The sequence below is a fragment of the Thalassotalea sp. 1_MG-2023 genome, assembly GCF_030546745.1.
Classification (GTDB): domain Bacteria; phylum Pseudomonadota; class Gammaproteobacteria; order Enterobacterales; family Alteromonadaceae; genus Thalassotalea_C.
Window position 1 is genome coordinate 26,732 of sequence record NZ_JAUOPD010000024.1, and the last position, 23,533, is coordinate 50,264.

The window sequence follows — 23,533 nt, forward strand, 5'->3', positions numbered from 1 at the left end:
AGATTATGATGGATTGATACAACTAAAAAAGATCCCAGAAGCTACAATATCAGCTGAAGCGATAGCGTTTATATTGTTCATTGTCTTACTCTCCGAGGATTTATGAATAGAAGAATAGAATGGCAGTCGTTGCTGTTAAAGTCAACGACTTTTTCATGCCTATTGAGGTCTAGATTCAAGCATTAAAAACCATAAGTGATCGCTTTAATGATTAAGTAATCATCAAGGCCATATTTAGAACCTTCTTTGCCAAAGCCTGAGTGTTTAATACCACCAAAGGGCGCAATTGGATGTGAAATTGCCGTATCATTAACACCTATCATGCCATAGTCTAAAGCGGTTGTAGTTTGTTGTAATCGGTTAATATTTTGACTAAATACATAACTGGCTAAACCAAACTCGGTATCGTTAGCTTGTTCAATGGCTTGTTCAGGTTCATCAAACGTAATTAAGGAAAATACCGGGCCAAATATTTCGCATAGGGTAATATCACTACTGTGAGTGACATTATCAATCACGGTTAGCGGAAAAAAACTTGAATCTGGAGACTGCGATAATCCACCAATCAATATTTTACCACCATCAGCTTTAGCAGATTCAACTAACTTGTGTACATTTTCAGCTGCTTCTTGATGTATTAAACAGGCAACATCGCTTTCTGCTGCTTCACCGTTGCCTTGTGTTACTTTTTCTAAGCTTGCAACTAATTGCTTTTTGAACGCATCAGCAATAGGGCGATGTAAGTAAATTCTATTAGGGCTTATACATGTTTGGCCACAATTTCTTAATTTAGCATCGACTAACGCCTTAACTGCTAAGGAAATATCTGCATCATCGTAGACAATAAAAGGGGCGTTGCCACCTAGTTCTAATGATACTTTTTTAATTGATTCAGCACATTGTTTGTTCAGCAACTTTCCAACTTTTGTTGAGCCAGTAAAAGTAAACTTTTTAACTAAAGGGTGCTGCGTTAATTGTTCACCAATTGATCGAGAATCTTTGCCAACGACAATATTAAATACGCCGTCAGGTATACCTGCTTGTTTAGCGAGCACAGCTAATGCAAGTGCGCTATAAGGTGTTTCTGAGGCAGGTTTAATCACAATAGTACAACCTGCAGCTAATGCAGCTGCAGCTTTTCGGGTGATCATTGCCGTTGGGAAATTCCATGGTGTAATTGCTGCCACTACGCCAACAGGTTGTTTAATAACACTGATCATTTTGTTATCAGCATGTTTTGAGATGGTATCGCCATATACGCGTTTTGCCTCTTCGGCAAACCAGTCGATAAAACTTTTTCCATAAGCGATTTCACCACCGGCATCAGCAAGTGTTTTGCCTTGCTCACGTGTCATGATAAGGGCAAGGTCGTCTTTGTGTTCATTGATCAATGCTGCCCATCGCTGTAGTTTGGCTGCTCGTTCGTAGCTTGTTTTTTCTTGCCATAAAGGTTGAGCCGTATTAGCGGCAGTAATAGCTTGTTCTACTTGGCTAGCAGTTGCCTCTGCTACTTTAGAAATCACTTCGTTGGTTGCTGGGTTAACAACCGGAAAACAATCATCAGATGTTTGCCATTGGCCATTGATAAACGAGCCGTGTTTCAGTAACTCGGTGTTTTTTAAATCTTTCATGTTCACCTCCGTACAATTTCCATTTCGGTTAGTTTCTCAAACAGAGCATAGTTTATAAAGTCTAGAAAAGAATATATTTATTAAATGTATACAGTATGCAATAATTGATGTGATTAATTGTTATAGAGGCTTTTATGTTAAGTATTGACGCAAGTAAGGTAAATGAAGCTCTTACATTTCCTAAATTAGTTCCTGCTTTGGAACATGCATTTGCCAGTGATGTTACGGTTCCCCCACGTTTACATTTTGATATTGAGAATCCGAAAGCTAGCAGAGAAACAACGCTATTGATTATGCCCGCATGGCAATCAGGAGAAGTGGCTGGTGTTAAGCTTGTGACTGTTGCGCCAGAAAATGCTGCAAAAAACTTACCGTCAATTCAGGGTAGTTATTTATTATTTGATGTTGATGATGGTCAATTAATTGCCATCATGGATGCACCTGCAATAACGGCTAAGCGTACAGCTGCAGCCTCAGCGTTAGCCTCAAGTTATTTATCTCGTACTGACAGTGAAACGTTGTTGATTATTGGTACCGGTACTTTGGCATCGCAGCTTATTGAAGCGCATGCATCTGTGAGACCAATTAAACAGGTTAAAGTTTGGGGGAGAACGCTCGAAAAAGCGCAATTAATTTGCGATAAAGTCGCGCATTTAGCAATTGATTGTCAAGCTGTTAGCGATATTGAAGGAAATATCGCAGATGCTGATATTATATCGTGTGCCACTTTAAGTCAGTCACCGTTAATAAAAGGTGAGTGGTTGGTACCTGGCCAACACTTAGACATGGTTGGCGCTTATCGCCCTGATATGCGTGAGATGGATGATGATTGCGTAAGAAGAGCAGCTATTTATGTCGATAATATCGAAAGTGCATTAAGAGAAACAGGAGATTTAGCAATACCTTTAGCTGATGGGGTTATTACACTTTCCGATATCCAAGCTGATTTATTTTCGTTGTGTAAGAAAGAACAAGTAGTGAGTCGCAGTGCTTCACAGATCACGCTTTTTAAGTCAGTGGGTCATGCACTTGAAGATTTAGCTGCGGCTAAGTTAGTGGCAGAACATGTAAATGCACTTAAAGTGAAGTGATATTCAAGACGATTAGCGTCAGTGAAGTTAATAAACAATGTTAACAGTTTGTAATATAAAGGAGTATTTGTTGACTTTCGTCACCTAGCTGCTTTTAATTAGGCTATCGCTGATGGATATAAGCTAATTTTAAATGAGTTCGACAGTTTCTATTAATAATAAATTAAGCCGTAGGGTATTAATTTATATACTATTATGTAGCTCATTATTGTCATTAGTGTCAATTTCTATACAGCTATACTCCGCTTTTCAAAAAGATATTGTTCGTTTGAATCAACAAATGGACAATATTGAATCGAGTTATATTAAATCAATATCTACCAGTCTATGGGATTTTAATGCGCCACTTGTAAAGCAACAAATTCAAGGGATTGTTAATTTACCTAATGTGAAATTTGTTGAGATAACCACGGGTTTTGGCAAAATATACCAGCATGGTGATGCACAAGTTGAAGCAATGAAAACGGTTGAATATCCGATCTTTTATGGCGAGAACGATCTTGGAGTGATAAAAATCGTATCAGATTACGAAGATATATATCTAAATATTCGAGAACAAGCGGGTTTTATTGTGATGTCTGAATCGATAAAAACCTTTATCGTCGCGTTCTTTATCATGTTTATTGTGCACTGGGTGGTCACCCGTCATATTTATCATATTACTTCATATTCTCAGAAAATTAGCACGGATACGCTAGACACACCATTGGTTTTACAGCATAGAAATGAACACACTGACGAGCTTGATGATTTAGCTGACGCTATTAATAACATGCGTATCGCATTGAAAAATGACATTGTGAAACTTGAAGAAGCTGAAAATGCACTAATCAAGTTAAATGGTGAGTTAGAAATTAAGGTGTACGATCGTACAGCTAAACTTGCAGCAAGTAATCAGCAATTACAGCAATCATTAGACGATTTAACCTTAGCTAAAGATCAATTGGTTCAAGCTGAGAAAATGGCGTCATTAGGCCAGCTTGTTGCAGGTGTTGCTCATGAAGTTAATACTCCTTTAGGTATATGTGTTACTTCTATTTCGGCATTAAAAGAAAAGGTTATCGAACTAAATGGCGCAGTTGAAAGTGAAAACTTAACAAAAGCGCAATTAACCAATACATTGGCTTTGTTAGTCGAATACCAAGAAATAATAGAGCGTAGTTTAAATAAAGCCGTTGAATTAATCAGAGGTTTTAAATCTGTGGCTGTTGAACAGCACACAGATCCTGAAATTAATATTAATTTAGCGCAGCATGTGAATGATGTAGTTAATACGGTTAAAACGTTGTTCAAACGAAAACACTATACGATTAATTTATCAGTTGACGAACAATTAAATCTTGTCACTTACCCTAGTGCTTGGAATCAAATTTTAACTAATTTTTTAACAAACTCACATATTCATGGTTTTGAAGACAGGGATAAAGGTGAAATTTGGATCGAATTCACTAATAAAAATGGCTTTTTGACCTTACTTTACCGTGATGATGGAAAAGGTCTGTCTGCTGATATTCGTAAACGTATTTTTGATCCGTTTGTAACCACCAAGCGCGGGCAAGGTGGTTCAGGCTTAGGAATGAACATTGTGTATAATTTAGTCACTGTGAAGTTAGGTGGCACAATTACCTGTTTAGCTACAGAGCAAGGCTGTGGCTTTCAAGTAAAAGTACCTATTGCCGAAAAAGCTCACATTGCATAAATGCGTTTGAAGATAAAAAGCTAAGCTTTAAACATACGTAACAATCAAAAGCGCGTACTTTTGTTAATTAAACCGACTGATACAAAAAGGCCTGATATCAACCTCGGTTTTGTCGTTATCGATAATTTGACCTACTAATGTCCCAGTAATAGCACCTAAGGTAAGGCCTAAATGCTGATGACCTAATGCTAAAATAATATTTTCGTGCTTAGGTGCTTTGCCAATCACAGGTAATGAATCTGGTAATGAGGGTCTACAACCTACCCATCCTTCTGAGTTAACTGCTTTTCGTTTGATTATATCTTTAATAATATAACTTGCATTGTTGTAGAGCATTTCTACTCGTTTTACATTCATTGGTTGAGTAAGACCCGCAAATTCAGCCGTGCCTGCTAAGCGCAAACCATCACGCATTGGGGTGATAATGAACTTTCTTTCTGCAGAGGCTATGGGCCGCGAAAAAGTATGTGCTGTGTTTTTGGGTAAATCTAAGCTATAGCCTCTTTCACTTTCTATTGGTAGGCGATAGCCTAATGCGCTGGTAAATTTTTTCGACCAAGCGCCAGTAGCTAATACAAGTTTGTCGAAACAATGAGTTTGATGCGCCGTAACAAGGTTTATTCCTTGATCATAATGATTTACCGCACTCACTTCTTCCTGGCATAGTTTAACACCTATAGAACGTGCATATTTTGCCAATGCTTGAGTTAACGCTAAAGGATTACAAGTATGTGCAACTTCTGTAAAATGTAACGCATAATTTATGTTATCTGAAATGTTGGGTTCAAGTTGCTTCAATTGAGTTTTATTTAAAAGCTCAACTTTGACATTCTGCGCTTTGTAGCGTTGTTGCTGTTGCTTAATTTGCTCCAGTGGTGTGTTTTCAAAAACTAATAAGCTGCCTTGATTTATAAATAAATCGCTAGCGTTTGCTTCTTGTAATAGTAATTGATAGCTTGCAATCGCTCGTTCATTTAATGAACGTAATGCTTTAGTGTTTTTTTCACGTTTTGATTTACGCATATTACCTATAAACTGGCAAAACCAAGGTATTGCTTTAGGGAAATAGCGCATTGATATAGCCACAGGCCCTAACGGATTTAACAACATGTAAGGTAACTGCCCGAGTAAACTAAATTCGGCAAGAGGGAATATTTGTTCGGTAGCAAAGTGACCAGCATTGGCTTTTGAACAACCTTCGCCTACAGGGCGATGATCAAATATCGTTACTTCGTAGCCACGCTTTTGTAATGCAATAGCGCAGTTTATTCCAATGATCCCCGCACCAATAATGGCGACTTGTTTGGTGTTATTTATTGTCATGCCTTTACCTTAATAAGAAGCCTTGCGGGAAAATATCTTGCTTATTTAGTAGGAATTCGTGAATTCCTGTGATGTAAGATCGCCCACTGACACGAGGGACCACTGCATTAATACCGTGGTAATCAAGTGATTGTGTCGCACTAACGGTCATTTTGCTACTAACGATACTTTCAATCGTAATAGGTGTACCTAAATCGACTAATTGTTGGTGATTTAGTAAGGCAATTCTTGCTGAAACACCAGTGCCAGTTGGAGAACGATCCACTTCACCGTCGGCAAAGATGCATACATGTCGAGAGTGTGATTTTGCATCTGTGGTTTTATTTGAATAGAAAATGGTGCCGTAAATAAAGCTCAGATCTTGTTCAACAGGGTGGTTTACTTGGTACTGTTTTGCGACTAGCTTTTTAATGGTCTGCCCTAAATTGATCAACTGAAGTTGGTTTTCTGGTGTACATGAAACAGAGATTTTATCAGCATCTACAAACACATAATATGCACCGCCATAGGCAATATCAAAACTCACATTACCGATACCTTCTACAAAAATTGTTTGATTGGTTACCTCTACAAAAGCGGGCACATTATCAAAGCTGACTTGTGTCGTTTTATTATGTTCATTGACGTAAGCTTTTATTAACCCAGCCGGTGTATCAATGCCAATATAATCCTTAGTATTATTATTTAATTCGATTGCTTGGGTTTCAACAGCAAGAGAGACAACAGCGAGAATGCCATGACCACACATGCTTGAGTAACCCTCATTGTGCATGAATAAAATTCCGAAATCTGCATTAGATGTACAAGGAGTGGTAATTAATGCGCCGTACATATCAGCGTGTCCCCTTGGTTCATACATCAGAAACTTGCGCAAATGATCTAAGTGCTGGGTAACATATTGACGCTTAGCTAAAATTGTATTGCCTATTATCTCTGGATATCCAGCTAGAATAATCCGTAGCGGCTCTCCTTCAGTGTGCATATCAATAGTTTTTACTGATTGGTAACCTGTTAATTTGTTAAGATTAAACTGCATTTTTCACGCTCAAATTAAAAAATTTTATATATTATACTTGTCTCGATGAAATAATTGTATACAATATTCTATGTTGATTCTAGCAATTAATAACAAAAGCTAGTTCCTTTTCATTATGTGGTAAAAATAGATGACGAAAATTAATTGGCGAGGTGTTTACCCACTGGTAATAACACAATATAACGTACGCTTTGCAATTAACTTTTCGGCAACGAAAACCATGGTAGATTCTCTTATTTAAGAAGGTATTGACGGTATCGTCGCCTTGCTTATCTGTAGGTGAAAATTGTTACCGATGAAGTATTGTTATAAGCGAAAGTAACCTCGCTTAAATGTTAGTTAATGATTTTAGGACTTAAATGAACAAAGGCACATTTTTTTGTATTGATGCACATACGTGCGGTAACCCTGTGCGTTTAGTGACAAGCGGGCACCCAGAGCTAGCTGGAAAATCAATGAGTGAAAAACGCCAAAGTTTTTTAGCTCAATATGATTGGATAAGACGAGGGTTAATGTTTGAACCTCGTGGTCATGACATGATGTCTGGTGCTTTTTTATACCCTCCATGCAGTAATAATGCTGATGCCTCAATTTTGTTTATTGAAACATCTGGCTGTTTACCTATGTGTGGCCACGGTACTATTGGTACAGTCACAACCGCGCTAGAAGCTGGTTTATTAACACCAAAAACTCCTGGGAAATTGATCATTGATGTACCAGCAGGGCAAGTAAATGTTGAATACGGTATGCAAGGCGATAAGGTGGAGTTTGTCAAAATCTACAATGTTGCTGCTTATTTGGCTCATCAGAATATTGCTTTAGATATTCCTCAGTTAGGTACAATAATTGTTGATGTCTCTTATGGCGGCAATTATTACGTAATCGTGGAGCCGCAAGAGAATTTTCCTGGGATTGAACACTGGAGTGCAGCAGATATATTACGTTGGAGCCCAGTTATACGCCAAGTTGCCAGCGAAGTATTAATTTGTGAACACCCTGAAGACCCAACCGTAAACGGTATCAGCCATGTGCTATGGACAGGCACACCAAAACATGAAAGCTCAAACGGTGCGAACGCCGTTTTCTATGGAGATAAAGCAATTGATCGTTCGCCATGCGGTACTGGTACAAGTGCTCGTATGGCACAATTATTTGCTAAGGGGTTACTTAAAGTAGGAGATAGCTTCACTCATGAAAGCTATATAGGGAGTCAATTTGTTGGGCGTATTGAAGGTACCGTCACGCTTAATATTGCTAATGAAGAAATACTCGCTATTAAACCCAGTATTCAAGGTTGGGCAAAAGTATTTGGTAAAAACTGTATCACCATTGATGATGATGATCCTTACGCATTTGGTTTTACAGTTAAATAAGATAATTGATTTAAATAAAGTAATCACAACGAAACGAAAGTGAGGCAAAATGTCTATTTCAGGAAAAAATTTAATTGCCGGAGAATGGTCTGGTGATACTTTAGGCGGTTTTACAGCAATTCATGCCGCTGAAAATAAACCGATGCAAACTACCTTTGCTGATGCAACTGAACAAGAAGTTGAAACGGCAATTCAACAAGCTAATCAAGCGTTTGAAAGTTACCATGTATTACCTGCATTACAACGCGCTAACTTTTTACGAACAATAGGCGACGAAATTTTAGCGCTTGGCGATGAATTAGTTGACATGGCGTGTGCTGAAACAGGCTTACCTTCGGCGAGAATTCAAGGTGAACGAGGCAGAACCGTAGGTCAGTTAGGTTTGTTCGCGGATTTACTTGAGTCAGGTGAATATCAAGGTGTGATAGATTTAGCTGATGATAATAGACAACCATTACCTAAACCTGATACGCGTTTAGGATATTTACCTTTAGGGGTTGTTGGTGTATTTGCTGCAAGTAACTTTCCGTTAGCATTTTCAACTGCTGGCGGAGACACAGCGTCGGCATTAGCTGCCGGCTGTCCTGTGGTAATGAAAGCGCATGCTGCGCATCCAGGAACTGCTGAGTTAGTCGCTCTAGCCATGAGCCGTGCAATTGCTAAGTGCCAACTTCACCCAGGCATTTTCTCTTTACTGCAAGGGAAGAGTTACGCAATTGCAAGTCAAGTGGTAACACATCCATTGGTTAAAGCGGTAGGCTTTACTGGTTCAGAGCGTGTTGGCATGATCTTGCAAAAACAAATTAACGAACGTGAAGAGCCCATTCCTTTTTATGGTGAATTAGGCAGTATCAATCCGCAATTTATTATGCCTAATAAGTTGAAAGCTGAGGCTGTTTCAACGGCGCAAGCACTTGTTGCTTCGTTAATGATGGGACAAGGGCAATTTTGTACTAGTCCTGGAATTTGGGTGTATGTTGAAGGCGAAGGTAGTCAGGAGTTTGAAGCAGCGGCAGCCGAAGCTGTTGCTAATACAGAAGCCGGCATTATGCTGACGCCAGCGATTGCTGGTAACTATCAAAATACAGTTGCACAATGGCAAAAGTTACCTAATGTTTCGCTCCTTGCTCAAGGCAAGTCGGGGGCCGAACATCATTGCTCTGCGGCTTTATTTCATACAGATTTCGCAACGTTTAAAAATACTGAAATGTTAAGTGAAGAAGTTTTTGGTTCTTCCGCATTAATGGTACGGGTGAAAACACTTGATGAAATGTATGAATTTTCACGATTATTAAAAGGTAATTTAACCGCGAGTATTCATGCCATAAATGATGATTTAGCACAAAGTCAATCTCTTGCTAGATTACTTGCACATAAGGTAGGGCGCTTAATATACAACCAAATGCCAACTGGTGTTGAAGTGTGCGCATCAATGAACCATGGCGGGCCATTTCCTGCGTCAACTGATATTAGAGCGACTTCTGTTGGTAGTGAAGCGATTAAACGTTTTCAACGACCGATTTGTTATCAAAATATGCCATTGGAATTATTGCCTGAGCAGTTAAAAAATTGATAAAATTTAGATAAGAAAAGGAGCTAATTTCACTAGCTCCTTTTTTTTAATGCACAAATGCTTATAATGGGCACCATCTTAAGTAGGAAAACGTTTATGAGCATAGTTTACAAAACACGTACCCAATTGGTTGTTGAGACTTTAAGGGAAAAAATTCTTAATGGTGAAATTAAGGCTGGCCAACCATTACGTCAAGCTGCGTTAGCTGAAGAATTAAATGTTAGCCGAATTCCTGTCAGGGAAGCCTTATTGCAATTAGAAGCTGAAGGACTCGTTGCGTTTGAACCGCACAAAGGCGCTACTGCGACAGAATTAAACATTGAACAGGTAGATGAACTATTCGAATTACGGGCAATGCTAGAGTGTGATCTACTGGCTGCATCAATTCCTAACCTGAGTGACGAAACACTAGAGCATGCAACACAACTACTTGGTAAATTAGATAAAGCCTTAGGCAAAGAGAATGCAGCAAATACTTGGAGTGAATTAAACTCTGACTATCACAACTGTTTATATTCAGGCGCTAATCGACCACAAACACAAGAACTTGTGAATATGCTGAATAAAAATGCTGATCGTTATATTCGAATGCATTTACTGTGGGCGGGCGGTATTTCCAAAGCAGAATCTGAACATAACGAATTACTTGCGTTATGTAAGTCAGGCGATATTGAAAAAGCTATGGTGTTAATGAAACAACATATTTTAGGCTCGCGTGACGAAATTAAAGAATTTTTATTGCAACGTGAAAATGGCTAAAATTTTCTATTTAAAATCAATAAAATAAATGCTGATTTTGACGGTTAAAAAATCAGCATTTATTGACTTTTTCTCTTCGAGTCTATAGTATTCCCGCGCTTTTTAACGCTTATCATCTTGTTTTCATACTTTTCTTCTAAGCTTTATAGATAGTAAGCGACTCTTTAATTATTTTATTTGCCGACTTTTTGGCATAGCCTACAAAACACGGGAAACTCATGTTTGAACTAAAAGCCAGCAAAGTTGGCAATTTAAAAAATGATGTCTTATCTGGTTTAACTGTTGCTTTAGCATTGGTACCAGAAGCAGTTGCATTTGCATTTGTTGCGGGTGTAGATCCATTAGTTGGTTTATACGCGGCCTTTATGGTTGGCTTAATTACGTCAATTTTTGGCGGACGTCCAGGTATGATTTCAGGTGCTACTGGTGCAATGGCTGTTGTTATGGTCAGCCTTGTCGCGCTTCACGGTGTTGAGTATTTATTTGCCTGTGTGGTGTTAACCGGTATTTTACAGATACTCGCGGGTATATTTAGGCTGGGTAAGTTCATACGATTAGTACCACACCCTGTTATGTTGGGTTTTGTGAACGGTTTAGCTATCGTTATTTTCTTAGCTCAGTTAGGCCAATTTAAAGTCGCTAACAGTGAAGGCATTTTCGTATGGATGCAAGGCAATCAATTAGCAACCATGATTGGCTTAATCGTACTTACCATGGGTATTATACATTTCTTACCGAAATTAACTAAAGCGGTTCCTTCTTCTTTAGTTGCGATTATTGTGGTTACGGTGCTGGCGCAAAGCTTAGATTTAGATGCTCGCACTGTTGTTGATTATTTACGTGATATGACAAATGATCCTGCTGCTTCTATTGCTGGAGGCTTACCAACGTTTGCTATTCCTCAAGTTCCGTTTAATTTTGAAACATTACGCATTATTTTCCCATTTGCGTTAGTGCTTGCTGCTATTGGTTTAATCGAGTCATTGTTAACGTTAACGTTAATCGATGAGTTAACAGGCACTCGCGGACGCGGCAATAAAGAATGTGTCGCTCAAGGTATGTCTAATACGGTCAACGGCTTTTTTGGTGGTATGGGTGGTTGTGCCATGATCGGCCAATCAATGATTAATGTGAATTCAGGTGGCCGTGGCCGTGCGTCAGGTATTACTGCTGCACTTGGATTGCTTTGCTTTATCTTATTTGCATCAGGGCTAATCGAACAAATACCGCTGGCGGCGCTGGTAGGGGTTATGTTTATTGTGGTGATTGGAACCTTTGAATGGTCAAGCTTTCGTATTATGCGCAAAGTACCAAAAGCTGATGCATTTGTTATTGTGTTAGTTTCTGGCGTTACAGTTGCCACTGATCTGGCTGTCGCTGTGGTTGTGGGTGTAATTGTTTCAGCTTTAGTATTTGCTTGGGAACATGCAAAACACGTTATTGTTGAACGCTTTGAAAATGAACAAGGCTCTACCGTCTACGAAGTTAACGGACCACTGTTTTTTGGCTCTGTATCAAGCTTTTTGGAACAGTTTGACATTGAAAAAGATAGCGACGATGTCATTGTCGAGTTTAAAAACTCACGTGTTGCAGATCATTCAGCGATTGAAGCGATAGACACACTTGCAGAGCGTTATATTGCACAAGGTAAAAAAATGCACTTGAAACATTTAAGTAATGAATGTTTAGAGTTGTTGGAAAAAGCCGGTGATTTGGTAGAAGTTAATGTGATCGAAGATCCAGATTATCATATTGCCAGTGATAAGCTTGCTTAAGCGAAAGTTTTGTTTAATAGGTCTATAGGTTATAGTTAATCTATAGACCCTTAACTGCGTGACGTATGCAATTAGAATTTTTTGATGTTCCAAGCCCTTGTATCGGTATTTGTCAATCAGATGACAAAGGCTATTGCTTAGGATGCATGCGTACTCGCGATGAAAGACAACTGTGGATAAATTTAACTTCGGATGATAAACAAAAAGTCATTAAACGCTGTATTCAACGTAAAAAGCGAAAAGATGGCAAGCTCAAAGCGAAGGAAAAACCACATACTACTGATGAAGATCAGCCCTCTTTATTTGACCCCCCTAGTAAAAAGTCACTCGATAGCAACAGCGATATAGATTTCGGTGATTTTGAACTGTAATACCACGTTCGCTTATATTTTGTTAAATGGTTTCTAAAGCCGCTTATTGATTTCTCGTCTATTCTTAAATGATATAGATAGTAAATGAGCAATGTTTAATTGAGTGAACAAAACACTAAACCAAGTTACCAACAATTAGAGCAAGAGCTACTGGCACTTACTTATAGTGAAAAGTTGCAGCATGCTTTATTTAAAATCGCGTCAATTTCTCATGATGATCTTGAATTACAAAGTTTGTATCAGCAAGTGCATCAGATCACCAATGCGGTTATTGAAGCGAATAATTTTTTTATCGCGCTTTTAAATGAAGAAGAACAACATATTGAACTTGTTTATTTTGTGGATGAAAAAGACGTTGACGAGAAAGACTTAACCGGCGAAATAATTCCCTTAGATCAGGGGTTAACCTCTTACGTGATCAAAACCAGAATCCCCCAACTTTTGAACCAAAGTAGTATTGAAGCCTTAATCGAGAAAGGTAAGATAAAAGACGTATTGGGTTCAGCCGAATTTACTAGTTGGATAGGTGCACCAATGCTTAGCGGAGAAACACTCCATGGTGTTATTGTTGCTCAAACATATCAAGACAGTAACCTATATACTGACAACGATTTAAAGGTATTGAATTTTGTTGCAAATCAACTTGCTAGTGCGATTGAAAGCCATGTAAATGAAAGTCAACGAAGAGATGCACAGCATAGGCTTGCCGAGCAACACCGGTTACTTAAGCAACAAAATAAGCAACTGAATATCACCATTAAACATTTACAAACTACGCAGCAAGAATTGGTGCAAAAAGAAAAGATGGCTTCATTAGGTGGTTTGGTTGCGGGGATAGCTCATGAAATTAATACGCCGTTAGGTATTTGTGTTACCGGCGTTAGCCACTTGATGGAAGAATTTAACTTTATTAAAAATAGTTATGAAAAACAAACGTTATCAGAAGAAAGCTTACAAGAGTTTTTTGCTGAACTTGAACAAGGGTTAACGATACTAAAAAGTAATACGATACGAGGCGCAGCTTTAGTGAAAAGCTTTAAGCAGGTTGCTGTTGATCAGTCTTCTAATGAAACGCGTAATATCAATGTAAAGGCATATATTGATGAAATATTATTATCGTTAAAACCTAAATTAAAACGAGTCAATCATCAGGTGATTGTTGAATGCCCTGAGCAGATAACCATGAACATTAATGCAGGCGCATTATCACAAATATTGAGTAATTTGATCTTAAACTCACTTATTCATGGATTTGCTGAGCATGATCATGGCCGTATACAAATTGTTGTGCGAGGTAAAAAAACTGCGATTAATATTCACTACGCTGATAATGGAAAAGGATTAACCGGCGAACAATTGTCTTGTTTATTTGAACCTTTCTTTACGACTAAGCGAGGTCAAGGAGGAAGTGGTCTGGGAACACATTTAATTTATAATTTGGTTCAATCTTTAAAGGGAAAAATTAAAGTAAAAAGTGAAGAAGGCAAAGGTTTAGCTTATTTAATTAGTCTACCGTACTCTTCTGATGAATAAATAAACTTTATGACTATTTAAGTGTTAACATGATTTAAAACTAAACATCTTGATACTTTTGGTTAATGTCAACGGCCAAAGCAATGTTTTCTAACATAATGCCAACTATATTGGGATCAAGATGCGTTCCAGCAGCCTCACGCAAAAAAGATTGTACTTGTTCGAGCGGCCAAGCATCTTTATAGCAACGTTTATGGGTAAGTGCATCGAATACGTCTGCAACTGATACAATACGTGCGAATAGATGGATATTTTCACCAGCTAGCCCTCTGGGGTAACCTGTACCATCAAATTTTTCATGATGTTGAGCTGCTATGATGGCGGCAGCTTGCAATATAGGCCTTTTAGAACCATGAAGAATGTTTTCACCTATCGTGGGATGTAACTTCATTTCATCCATTTCATCATCAGTTAACTTCCCTGGTTTTAATAAAATACGGTCTGGAGTGGAAATTTTACCTATGTCATGCATGGGAGCAGCTTGTTTTAATAATTCAGCTTCAGAAACATCCATGCCTGATTTGATCGCTAACATATAAGATACTTCAGCCATTCGGCGAATATGGTTACCTGCTTCATTGGAGCGAGACTCTACAACATCACCAAGACGGTAAATAAGTTCTTCCTGAGTTTCAACAATCTCTCGATTAAGTAATAAATTATCGAACGCTAAGCTAATATTTCCTGAAAATACTTCAAGAAGCTTCGCATCAATATCTGACAGTGACTCAATACCGCTTAAATAAAGTAAGCTTATTTTCTCGCTATTACTGGGAAAGTACCCAACTAACACGTTGTTTTTAAATATACTTCGCTTCTCTTTGATTGCTAAATTTAGGTATTCAAATGCTTGCTTTTTAGCAACGTTTTCATCGTTATTAGATATTTCTGCGATCACTTGAAAATCATTTTCAGTGTAAATTGCCCCTAAACCTTTAACTTGCAGTAGCATGCTTTGTTGGTTAATTTGTAATAAAGACATGATTTGTTGTAATAACCCATTGAAAAACTCTCTAAGTGAACGCTGCTCTAACACATTACCTGTTGCATCAATAACGCGTTCTAAGCCTGAACGGTATCGTTCTTGATATTTTCGCGCTTTATCGACTTCAATAATATCTCGATAAGCACGCAGTGCAGTAAATACAGTTGTGAATAGTTTTTTACGATCTAATTCTGTTTTTTCTTTGTAGTCATTAATATCAAATTCGACAATAACTTTTTCTTCGGGGGCCTGTCCGGGTTGGCCTGTGCGCAAAACGATACGGGAAAATTGATTATTGAGATCTTGGCGAATCCATTTGGCTAGCAATAATCCAGCATCGTCTGTTTCCATCACTACATCTAAAAATACCAGCGCAATATCTTGTTCTTCCATTAACACTTTTTTTGCTTCTTCTGCAGAATATGCATGCAAAAAAGTGAGTTTACGTTCATCTAATTCAAAGCGTTTTAATGCCATTTTTGTGATCTGATGAATATCTTCTTCATCATCAACAATGAGAACACGCCATGGGGGTGAGTCTACGGCTGCTTTTTGTGACAAAAAAGATAAAGGCATAACAAGTGTGTTTTAAGTTAGGGTACTTTAATGTATAGCGTACTCTTAAATATTTTGCCTAAGAAAATAAGGAGATATGTTAAATATTAGTCAATTGTTTATTGCATGATCCATGTAAACAAACGATTTGGCGGGTTAATATGTCAGTGTATTGATAATCATACTGTAGTGTAAACATATATGTGCAAAGAACAGTGACAAACATTATCTTGCAGTTCAACCCACTACATAGCGTTTATTTCGGCCACTGTTATAATGAGAAAAATTTTATCGCATGTTATTAACGATTACTAGCCATAGTAACATGCTGACTTATGGAGTGTTTTAATGTCATCTAATCTCAAGTTAAATGCGACGCATAATCCATCACTAAAAAGCTGGGTAAGCTCTGCTAACCAAGATAAATGTGATTTTCCGATTCAAAACTTACCTTTTGCTATTTTTCGTAGAAAAGGCAATGAGGAGTCTTTTCGAGGTGGCGTAGCGATTGGCGATAAAGTAGTAGATTTAGCTGCAGTGAAAGAAGCAAAAGTTTTTTCTGGCTTAGCCGCTGAAGCTATTTCTGCTTGTGCAAAAGATCAATTAAATGATTTTATGGCAATGGGTAAAGAAGCATGGAGTGAGCTTAGAAAAGTTCTATCTGACGCATTAGCAGAAGGCTCTGCGCATCAACAAGTGTTGGAAAATTGCCTAGTAGATATGTCAGATGTTGAATATGCATTACCATGCAATATTGGCGATTATACCGACTTCTATACCTCAATTCACCATGCAACCTCTGTCGGTAAAAAGTTTCGTCCAGATAATCCATTATTACCTAACTATAAATGGGTACCTATTGGGTATCATGGACGCTCATCTTCGATTGCAATTTCAGGTAGTAGTTTTAAACGACCTAAAGGGCAAACTAAAGCACCCACGGCAACAGAACCGAGTTTTGGCCCTTGTAAACGCTTAGATTATGAGCTTGAAGTTGGTATTTTTGTTGGTAAAGGTAATGAGCTTGGTGAACCGATTAGTATCGATAATGCAGATGATCATGTATTTGGTTTATGTTTATTTAATGATTGGTCAGCGCGCGATATACAAGGCTGGGAATATCAACCATTAGGTCCATTTTTATCGAAAAGCTTCGCCTCAACAATCTCTCCTTGGATAGTCACAACGGAAGCGCTTATGCCATACAGAGGTGCTTGGACGCGTGATTCAGATGATCCACAACCTATGGATTACTTGGAATCAGCAGAAAATCGTGAAGCGGGTGCTTACAACATTCAATTACAAGTGCTACTTGAAACTGAAAAAATGCGCGCTGCTAATCAAGAGGCTACACCACTGTCAACATCTAACTTTAATGACTCTTACTGGACTGTTAATCAAATGGTGGCACATCATACGGTTAACGGTTGTAATTTAAGAGCTGGTGATATGTTTGGTTCTGGTACTCAGTCAGGGCCAAATCCAGAAGAAGCTGGCTCGTTGCTCGAGCTATCTAACGCAGGATCTGAGCCTTTTAACTTACCCAATGGTGAAACTCGTACCTTTTTAGAAGATGGTGACAACGTGGTAATGAAAGGTTGGTGTGAAAAAGCAGGTGCGGTAAGAATTGGCTTTGGCTCTGTTGAGGCATTAGTGTTACCCGCTGAATAGTTTTGTGAACACTCTCACGAGCGTTCGTTGAAATTTGATCATAATTGTTAGCAAGATTTGCGCAATATATTGCTGAAAAAGTTCAATGCATGCTCGTGTTATCTTTATGTGTTTTTTGCATTATTCGCTTCTATTAAAAACGCTTCACTGTCACAGTAATTTCGATTATTTTTTATAATCTCCTTCAATAAAACTTACGCATCATATTAATATTAACTTTTGAATAAATTTAAACTTTTCTAGCCTATATATATGATTCAAGCATTATTTTTTCTTATCAATTCGGTTATTTTATGGATCTATCACCCATTTTATTGGGGTGTTTTTAAGATTTTTTTGCTATTTTATTCAGCATTTTAATATCGATATTTTATAATTTTAAAAGTATAAATTACGTCATTAACTGAAAGCTCTTCTTTATCCTCAATACTAATAACCTTTGTTTTATAAAGCTTTCTACAAGCTTTATTGAATTCAATGAGTCACTTATAGCTATTTAATATTGTATACATAATGCTTATTACGAATTATTAAAAGTTGTTAATTAAAAACTGCAAACTTGTAAACCCCTAAATCGTAGCTTATACCCAATATAGGTCTGAATTCGTGATTAAACATGAATAGACTAGATCGATAAAACTATAAAAATTAAATAAGTAAATAAGTAAATAATTAAAACGCCAGGAAGGAAATAATATGTCTAAGTTAAATCGTGCTACTAGGCTAGCACTTGCTATTAGTATAGCACTTGGTACATCCCCCTCATTTGCTGAAGAAACTGAATCGTCTAATGCTGAAAAAGAGGTTGAGCGAATTGCTGTTGTTGGCACTCGTTCAGCACCGCGTTCTGTTGCAGAATCTCCGGTTCCTGTAGATATTGTTGGTGCAGACGAGCTTGGAAAAAATGCATCAACAGATATGCTTGATCAATTACAAGCTGCAGTGCCTTCGTTTGCAGCTAGAGCACAGCCAATATCAGATGCCGCATCTTTTATTAGGCCAATAAATTTAAGGGGCCTTTCCTCAGATAGTACATTAATCTTGGTAAACGGTAAGCGTCGTCATCGCGCCTCTGTCATTGCTTTTCAAGGGGGTGGGGTAAATGATGGTGCACAAGGGCCAGATATTTCTGTTATTCCGTCTATTGCGCTTAAACAAGTTGAGGTATTGCGCGATGGTGCAGCCGCTCAATATGGATCTGATGCGATAGCGGGTGTGATGAATTTTGTATTAAAAGACGATGCAGACGGTGGCTCTATATCTGTTCGTAGAGGTGAATATGGTGAAGGTGACGGTGCCGCAACGACTGTTGATGGTAATATCGGATTGCCATTTACTAAATACGGTTTCGCGAATTTAAGTTTTCAATATAAAACAGCTGATGCCACTAGTAGAAGCGTACAGCGTAATGATGCGTTAGCACTTAGTGAAGCGGGCAATACTCATATTAATGACCCTGCAATGGTGTGGGGGAATCCTGAAATTGATGACGATATAACGGTATTCGCTAATGTTGGTCTAGATTTGGGAGATGATAAACAATTTTACATGTTTGGTAACTACTCTGAACGTACTGCAACCGGTGGTTATTATTACCGAAACCCACAAAATCGTGGGGGAGTTTTTAGTAAAGATGTTAGCGATTTCTTTTGGGATCCTGATGGCGACGGTGAAGGGAATACCACAAGAAAAGTATGGCTTGTTGGAGACTTACAAGGTTTAGATAGTAGTGGTAACAGTATTAGTGGTTGTCCAATTGACGTAACCTTAGTTGACTATGTTAATAATACGAGTGTGCCAAACATTCTTGATACTTCTGCTTATCAACAAGTTGCAAATAATAACAATTGTTGGGCGTTTAACCAGTTATTACCCGGCGGTTACACTCCTCAATTTACGGGTGATATTAATGATACTTCGTTAACAATGGGTGTTGACGGTGAATTTAAATCAGGCTTTTTAGACGGTTGGTTTTTTGATCTAAGTGGTGGTGTAGGTCGCAATGAATCAGAATATACCTTACGTAATACCGTGAACCCTTCAATGGGACCAGAGCAAGGTGATCTTTCTTTCAAAACAGGTAGTTATGTTCAATTAGAAAAAACGTTTAATTTCGATATCAATAAAACTTTTGACTGGGGCTTAGAAGACGATGCTAGCGTGGCGATGGGCATTGAGTGGCGTGAAGAAAGTTTTGAGATCAAGCCTGGTGAAAGAGCTTCGTGGGATAGTGGTGTATTAGCATCTCAAGGGTTTAGCGTTGGTTCTCATGGCTTTGCTGGTTTTAGTCCAGAATCTCAAGGTACAAAAGAACGTAGATCTTTTGCTGCATACGTTGATGTAGAAGCCCAAATGACAGATGATTTTTTATTAGGAGGCGCATTAAGGTATGAAGACTTTGATTCTTTTGGTGCTACAACCAATTATAAAATAACCGCGCAATATCAATTGACAGATAATTTATCCGTTCGAGGATCTCATAGCACAGGGTTTCGCGCACCAACAGTGGGACAAGCTAACGTTGTAAATACGCAAACGTCGTTTGTCGAAGGGGAACTCGTTCAATCAGCAACATTCCCTCCGACAAATCCGTTATCTATGTATTATGGCGGTAAAGAGCTTGAACCTGAAGAATCTAAAAGTTTTGCTGCAGGTTTAGTTTACCAACAGGGTGATTTCTTCTTAACTGCAGATATATATCAAATAGAAGTAACAGATCGTATTCAGCAAACAGACAAGTTTGAAGTGACGCGAGCTGTGTTAGATCAACTTGGTATTGAGGATAAGTCAATTTCTAGTGTTACCTTCTTCGCGAATGACTTTGATACCACCACGAATGGCCTTGATATTGTGGCAAACTATTCAATGCAGTTGTTTGGTGGGGATACTGCATTTGCTTTAGCGTATAACTTTAATGAAACGGAAGTAGATAGATTTTCTGACGCAACGGGTGAAGTTAAAGTTCGTCGTTTAGAAGAGGGCATTCCAGAGCATCGTGGCACGTTAACGATGTCACAATCTTGGGATGATATATCTATGTTTATTCGTGGTAACTATTACGGAGAATACTGGGCCGTTCATGCTGACGATGGCGGTGCAAGTGCCGATGCGGATGCTGCTGTTACTTTTGATGCAGAAATTAGTTATTTCTTCAGTGATTCTTGGACATTATCTGCAGGAGCAAATAATATTTTTGATCAAGAAGCAGAAGAACTTCCTTATGAATTAAGTGAAGATTATGCGGGAGCAATGTACTTTGAAAGTGGGCCGTTTGATTATAACGGCGCCTTTTATTACGTAAAAGCGACTTATAAATTTTAGATCGACATTTAAACGATAAAAACCACGCTATTTTGCGTGGTTTTTATCTTGATATTATTAATCAAGTTAATGCATTGTAAGTGGTTGTTTATATAATAAAAATTCTTTACCCATTGCAAGGTTGGCAAAATAGCTAAAGATAAAGAAATAGATTGTACATATTGTGTATCATATGAATTGCAATACATAAAAGAATGTTATTTGTTTTGTATCTAACAATCCCGAGTAATACACCGTAAACAAAAATATAGGCTAGTTGTGGACCATCATATTGTACGTGGATAAAAGTGAAAATTGATGTTGTTATTAGCAGTACTAATGAAATGTGCAACCCTGAGCGTTGTAGTCCAACAAACAGTATCCCTCGAAATAGAATCTCTTCAAGTATCGGTGCTATGAGACAAACAACAATAAAGCCTAAAATTAAGCTTAACGCTGTATCACTAATTCCATCAAGAAAGTTTGATTGCTCAATTTCAAACAATTGATAGCAAAGGGTAAAACATATACTGATGAATGTACAAAATATAATAATACGAGTAATGTATTTTGTCGGTAGTTTTTGTACACAGATAATATTAGGGTCGAGTTTATAAACATGATGAATGAATGGAATTGATAACACGGCCACTAAAATGTTATTCATAAATACCGTTTTCAAACTTGCTAAACGAAAATCTGTCGATTCAATCTCTAACAGAAAATAAAAAATCATATCGCTTAATATAGCGGGTACAATCATAAGTATGACAAACCATTTAAGGTATTGAAATGATGATAGTTCACTATGTTTGGTAGGTATTGTGTTACTTTTTTGAGTGATAATGCTAGTCATGTTGTGCGTCCATTCACAGTTAAAATTGGCAAAGTTAATTGTTAGTAAGTACAGCACAAATAACTAATCAGTCTTGTCTATTTTATTTACTCTAAGTATATAATTCTTATCTTTTAATTAATTGTTTATTGAGTATTTTCCGATGGTGTTTCTGAGGTTTTTTGTTCTTTTTATGACCTTTAGACCAAAGGATTGCACAAAGGAGTATTAGTAGAGTCATTACTAGATAGGAGCCTTCTAAACCAAAACTTCCGCCAGTTAATGTTGAGCTACCTGCTAATTTTTGCGTTAACATCCCCTCAATTGGTAGACCGCTTACAGGAAATCCTAAAACAGGACCTTGCATAAAGTTCCATGTTAAATGGAAGCCAATAGGGAACCAAAGATCTTTGTATTGTGCATAATATAACCCTAAGAAAATACCTACTAACAATAGGTTCACAAAACTAAGTAAGGATACATCGTTATTTCCAGAATGAAGAAGCATAAAAATTAAAGCTGAAATTATTATAGATACATATTTTTGTTGAGATTTTAATAAATTATTTAAAATGTAGCCTCTTACAAGAAGTTCTTCATTGATAGCAACTATTGAGAAAAAGCCGAAATACAAAGTAAAGCTATATAAATTCAAAGTATTTACCGAGGTTTCAATATAATTTGAAAAAAATAAAGTAAGATAAATGACTAGTATTGATATGATGCCTATTATTGATCCTAAACCTAATTTCTTTAATAACATTTCACGAGAAAAACCAAGTTGATGAAAAGGCCGCCCATCATAGTTTGTTTGTAGCTGATAAATTAACAATATATTAGCCGCAGCTTGTAACATTAAAATGAGTGTCATTAACTCAATGCCTATGGTTTCTATATTATAATTATCAGGTTTAATAATATTCAGGCTAAAGAAAGGAATAAGTATCAACCCTGCTATAATCTGTGAAAGAATGAGCAGTGTAACAATTCTTGCAATTGGGCTTTTTTTTAACATGTTTAACATACTTTCCTCCGTAATTATTTGAAACCAGCGAATCACTCACTGGTTTCATGGTGACTGGTTAATGAGTTATCTCATAAAGCCAACCACCCAACTCTTTACCCCATTCTCCAGCTAATCCACTGCCAATTTCATAACCAATCTCTCGCATCAGACCACCACCATTAACAGTTTTGATCTCATCTGTATTTAGCTCTTTCATCGTTGATTCCTTAATGTGTTGCATCGTAAACGCCAGCACCGATGCCTCTTCCAAGTTCGTTTAGTGCTTCATGGCCAAGAAGTAAAATGGTCCATAAGATTAGAGCTGCGCCACCATTTACAGTGGTTAATTCATTCATGCTTAATTCACGCATAATTAAATTCCTTTTTGTTTCAATTAAATTTACTAATTCCATGTTGAATTAGCCTGTTATTCTCCACCCTGCAGACGCAGGAATAGAAGAATTGCTAAGTAGCTTCTTAATGCGACAAATATGGTCTTGAAGCAAGAATATTGAAAGTCTAACAGGAATGTTTTTGATTAGTACTTGTAGAAAGGTTGTGAATTAAAAACATTAAGTTAATTAGGCAGTTGAATATAGTTTTTAATAAAAATACAACAAAAATCTTCAGCTATTATTGAGTATCTTTACTTTATTTCGCTTGTAAGTGATGAATAACGACTAGTTTTTTAGTTAAAGTAATTACGTGTTCAACGTGTTGTTGGTGACGATATACTGTAATCGTAAGCCATTTTATGGTGTTTGGAATTTGCAACTTACAAAAAAACTTCAAAAGTAATAATGATATTTTTTGAGAAATAATTAAAGCAGAGCGTTAATAAATATCGCTATCTTTTACTTTTTCAAGCGGGAAGTATATGCCGATACTCGTTTTAAAAAGTACTCCATAAATAATGGTAAAAAGAGCAATAAAAATAACTATGATCTGCTTTAATTAAACAGGACACTTTAATAATGGAATATAATCCAATTATTGAGGTGTTAAATGACAAAAAGA

General features: G+C 37.4%; 18 protein-coding genes. 10 read left to right on the plus strand and 8 right to left on the minus strand.

Going from position 1 to position 23,533, the window contains the following annotated elements:
• Window positions 1-182 precede the first annotated feature (182 nt).
• Window positions 183-1,631 carry an NAD-dependent succinate-semialdehyde dehydrogenase gene (locus Q4489_RS15185; protein WP_303481840.1) on the minus strand — a complete coding sequence of 483 codons (1,449 nt, stop codon included), beginning with the start codon at window positions 1,629-1,631 and terminating at the stop codon, window positions 183-185.
• 134 nt (window positions 1,632-1,765) lie between these two features.
• On the opposite strand from Q4489_RS15185, the gene Q4489_RS15190 reads away from it, so the two are divergent.
• Window positions 1,766-2,722, plus strand: coding sequence for an ornithine cyclodeaminase family protein (locus Q4489_RS15190; RefSeq protein WP_303481845.1), 957 nt, complete (start codon window positions 1,766-1,768; stop codon window positions 2,720-2,722).
• Between the two features lie 133 nt (window positions 2,723-2,855).
• Complete coding sequence (locus tag Q4489_RS15195) at window positions 2,856-4,421, plus strand: ATP-binding protein (protein ID WP_303481848.1); 1,566 nt, start codon at window positions 2,856-2,858, stop codon at window positions 4,419-4,421.
• Window positions 4,422-4,484: 63 nt separating this feature from the next.
• On the opposite strand, the gene Q4489_RS15200 is transcribed toward Q4489_RS15195, so the two are convergent.
• Window positions 4,485-5,744 carry an FAD-binding oxidoreductase gene (locus Q4489_RS15200; protein WP_303481851.1) on the minus strand — a complete coding sequence of 420 codons (1,260 nt, stop codon included), beginning with the start codon at window positions 5,742-5,744 and terminating at the stop codon, window positions 4,485-4,487.
• Between the two features lie 4 nt (window positions 5,745-5,748).
• Window positions 5,749-6,780 carry a proline racemase family protein gene (locus tag Q4489_RS15205; RefSeq protein ID WP_303481853.1) on the minus strand — a complete coding sequence of 344 codons (1,032 nt, stop codon included), beginning with the start codon at window positions 6,778-6,780 and terminating at the stop codon, window positions 5,749-5,751.
• A 359-nt stretch (window positions 6,781-7,139) separates the two neighbouring features.
• Here Q4489_RS15205 and Q4489_RS15210 point away from each other — a divergent pair, with 359 nt between their 5' ends.
• From Q4489_RS15210 to Q4489_RS15235, 6 genes are all read left to right on the plus strand, one after another.
• A complete protein-coding gene (locus tag Q4489_RS15210) occupies window positions 7,140-8,153 on the plus strand; it encodes a 4-hydroxyproline epimerase (RefSeq protein ID WP_303481854.1) in 1,014 nt (337 codons plus the stop codon).
• A gap of 49 nt (window positions 8,154-8,202) precedes the next feature.
• A complete protein-coding gene (locus tag Q4489_RS15215) occupies window positions 8,203-9,726 on the plus strand; it encodes an aldehyde dehydrogenase (NADP(+)) (protein ID WP_303481857.1) in 1,524 nt (507 codons plus the stop codon).
• Window positions 9,727-9,822: 96 nt separating this feature from the next.
• Window positions 9,823-10,485, plus strand: coding sequence for a GntR family transcriptional regulator (locus tag Q4489_RS15220; protein WP_303481860.1), 663 nt, complete (start codon window positions 9,823-9,825; stop codon window positions 10,483-10,485).
• Between the two features lie 218 nt (window positions 10,486-10,703).
• On the plus strand, window positions 10,704-12,260 hold the full coding sequence (locus Q4489_RS15225; protein ID WP_303481864.1) for a SulP family inorganic anion transporter: 1,557 nt from the start codon (window positions 10,704-10,706) through the stop codon (window positions 12,258-12,260).
• Between the two features lie 65 nt (window positions 12,261-12,325).
• Window positions 12,326-12,631 carry a DUF1289 domain-containing protein gene (locus Q4489_RS15230; RefSeq protein WP_303481867.1) on the plus strand — a complete coding sequence of 102 codons (306 nt, stop codon included), beginning with the start codon at window positions 12,326-12,328 and terminating at the stop codon, window positions 12,629-12,631.
• A 99-nt stretch (window positions 12,632-12,730) separates the two neighbouring features.
• Entirely contained in the window at window positions 12,731-14,164 is a 1,434-nt protein-coding gene (locus Q4489_RS15235) for a sensor histidine kinase (protein ID WP_303481870.1), read from the plus strand.
• 40 nt (window positions 14,165-14,204) lie between these two features.
• On the opposite strand, the gene Q4489_RS15240 is transcribed toward Q4489_RS15235, so the two are convergent.
• Entirely contained in the window at window positions 14,205-15,725 is a 1,521-nt protein-coding gene (locus tag Q4489_RS15240; protein ID WP_303481873.1) for an HD domain-containing phosphohydrolase, read from the minus strand.
• A gap of 327 nt (window positions 15,726-16,052) precedes the next feature.
• Between Q4489_RS15240 and fahA the strand changes: the two genes are divergently transcribed.
• Together fahA and Q4489_RS15250 are read left to right on the plus strand one after the other, a co-directional pair.
• Window positions 16,053-17,375, plus strand: coding sequence for a fumarylacetoacetase (fahA, locus tag Q4489_RS15245; RefSeq protein WP_303481877.1), 1,323 nt, complete (start codon window positions 16,053-16,055; stop codon window positions 17,373-17,375).
• 696 nt (window positions 17,376-18,071) lie between these two features.
• Window positions 18,072-20,696 carry a TonB-dependent siderophore receptor gene (locus tag Q4489_RS15250; RefSeq protein ID WP_303481880.1) on the plus strand — a complete coding sequence of 875 codons (2,625 nt, stop codon included), beginning with the start codon at window positions 18,072-18,074 and terminating at the stop codon, window positions 20,694-20,696.
• 133 nt (window positions 20,697-20,829) lie between these two features.
• Here the strand turns inward: Q4489_RS15250 and Q4489_RS15255 are convergent, their stop codons facing one another.
• The 4 genes from Q4489_RS15255 to Q4489_RS15270 all read right to left on the minus strand — a co-directional run bounded on the left by Q4489_RS15255 (window position 20,830) and on the right by Q4489_RS15270 (window position 22,887).
• Window positions 20,830-21,531 (minus strand): CPBP family intramembrane glutamic endopeptidase, encoded by a 702-nt coding sequence (locus tag Q4489_RS15255; RefSeq protein WP_303481883.1) that lies wholly within the window; start codon window positions 21,529-21,531, stop codon window positions 20,830-20,832.
• Window positions 21,532-21,637: 106 nt separating this feature from the next.
• Window positions 21,638-22,525: a CPBP family intramembrane glutamic endopeptidase gene (locus tag Q4489_RS15260; RefSeq protein WP_303481886.1), complete on the minus strand. Its 888-nt coding sequence runs from the start codon at window positions 22,523-22,525 to the stop codon at window positions 21,638-21,640.
• Window positions 22,526-22,592: 67 nt separating this feature from the next.
• Window positions 22,593-22,757: a hypothetical protein gene (locus tag Q4489_RS15265; protein ID WP_303481888.1), complete on the minus strand. Its 165-nt coding sequence runs from the start codon at window positions 22,755-22,757 to the stop codon at window positions 22,593-22,595.
• Complete coding sequence (locus Q4489_RS15270) at window positions 22,744-22,887, minus strand: hypothetical protein (protein WP_175573142.1); 144 nt, start codon at window positions 22,885-22,887, stop codon at window positions 22,744-22,746. Before Q4489_RS15270 ends, Q4489_RS15265 begins: the two co-directional genes overlap by 14 nt.
• Between the last annotated feature and the right edge of the window lie 646 nt (window positions 22,888-23,533).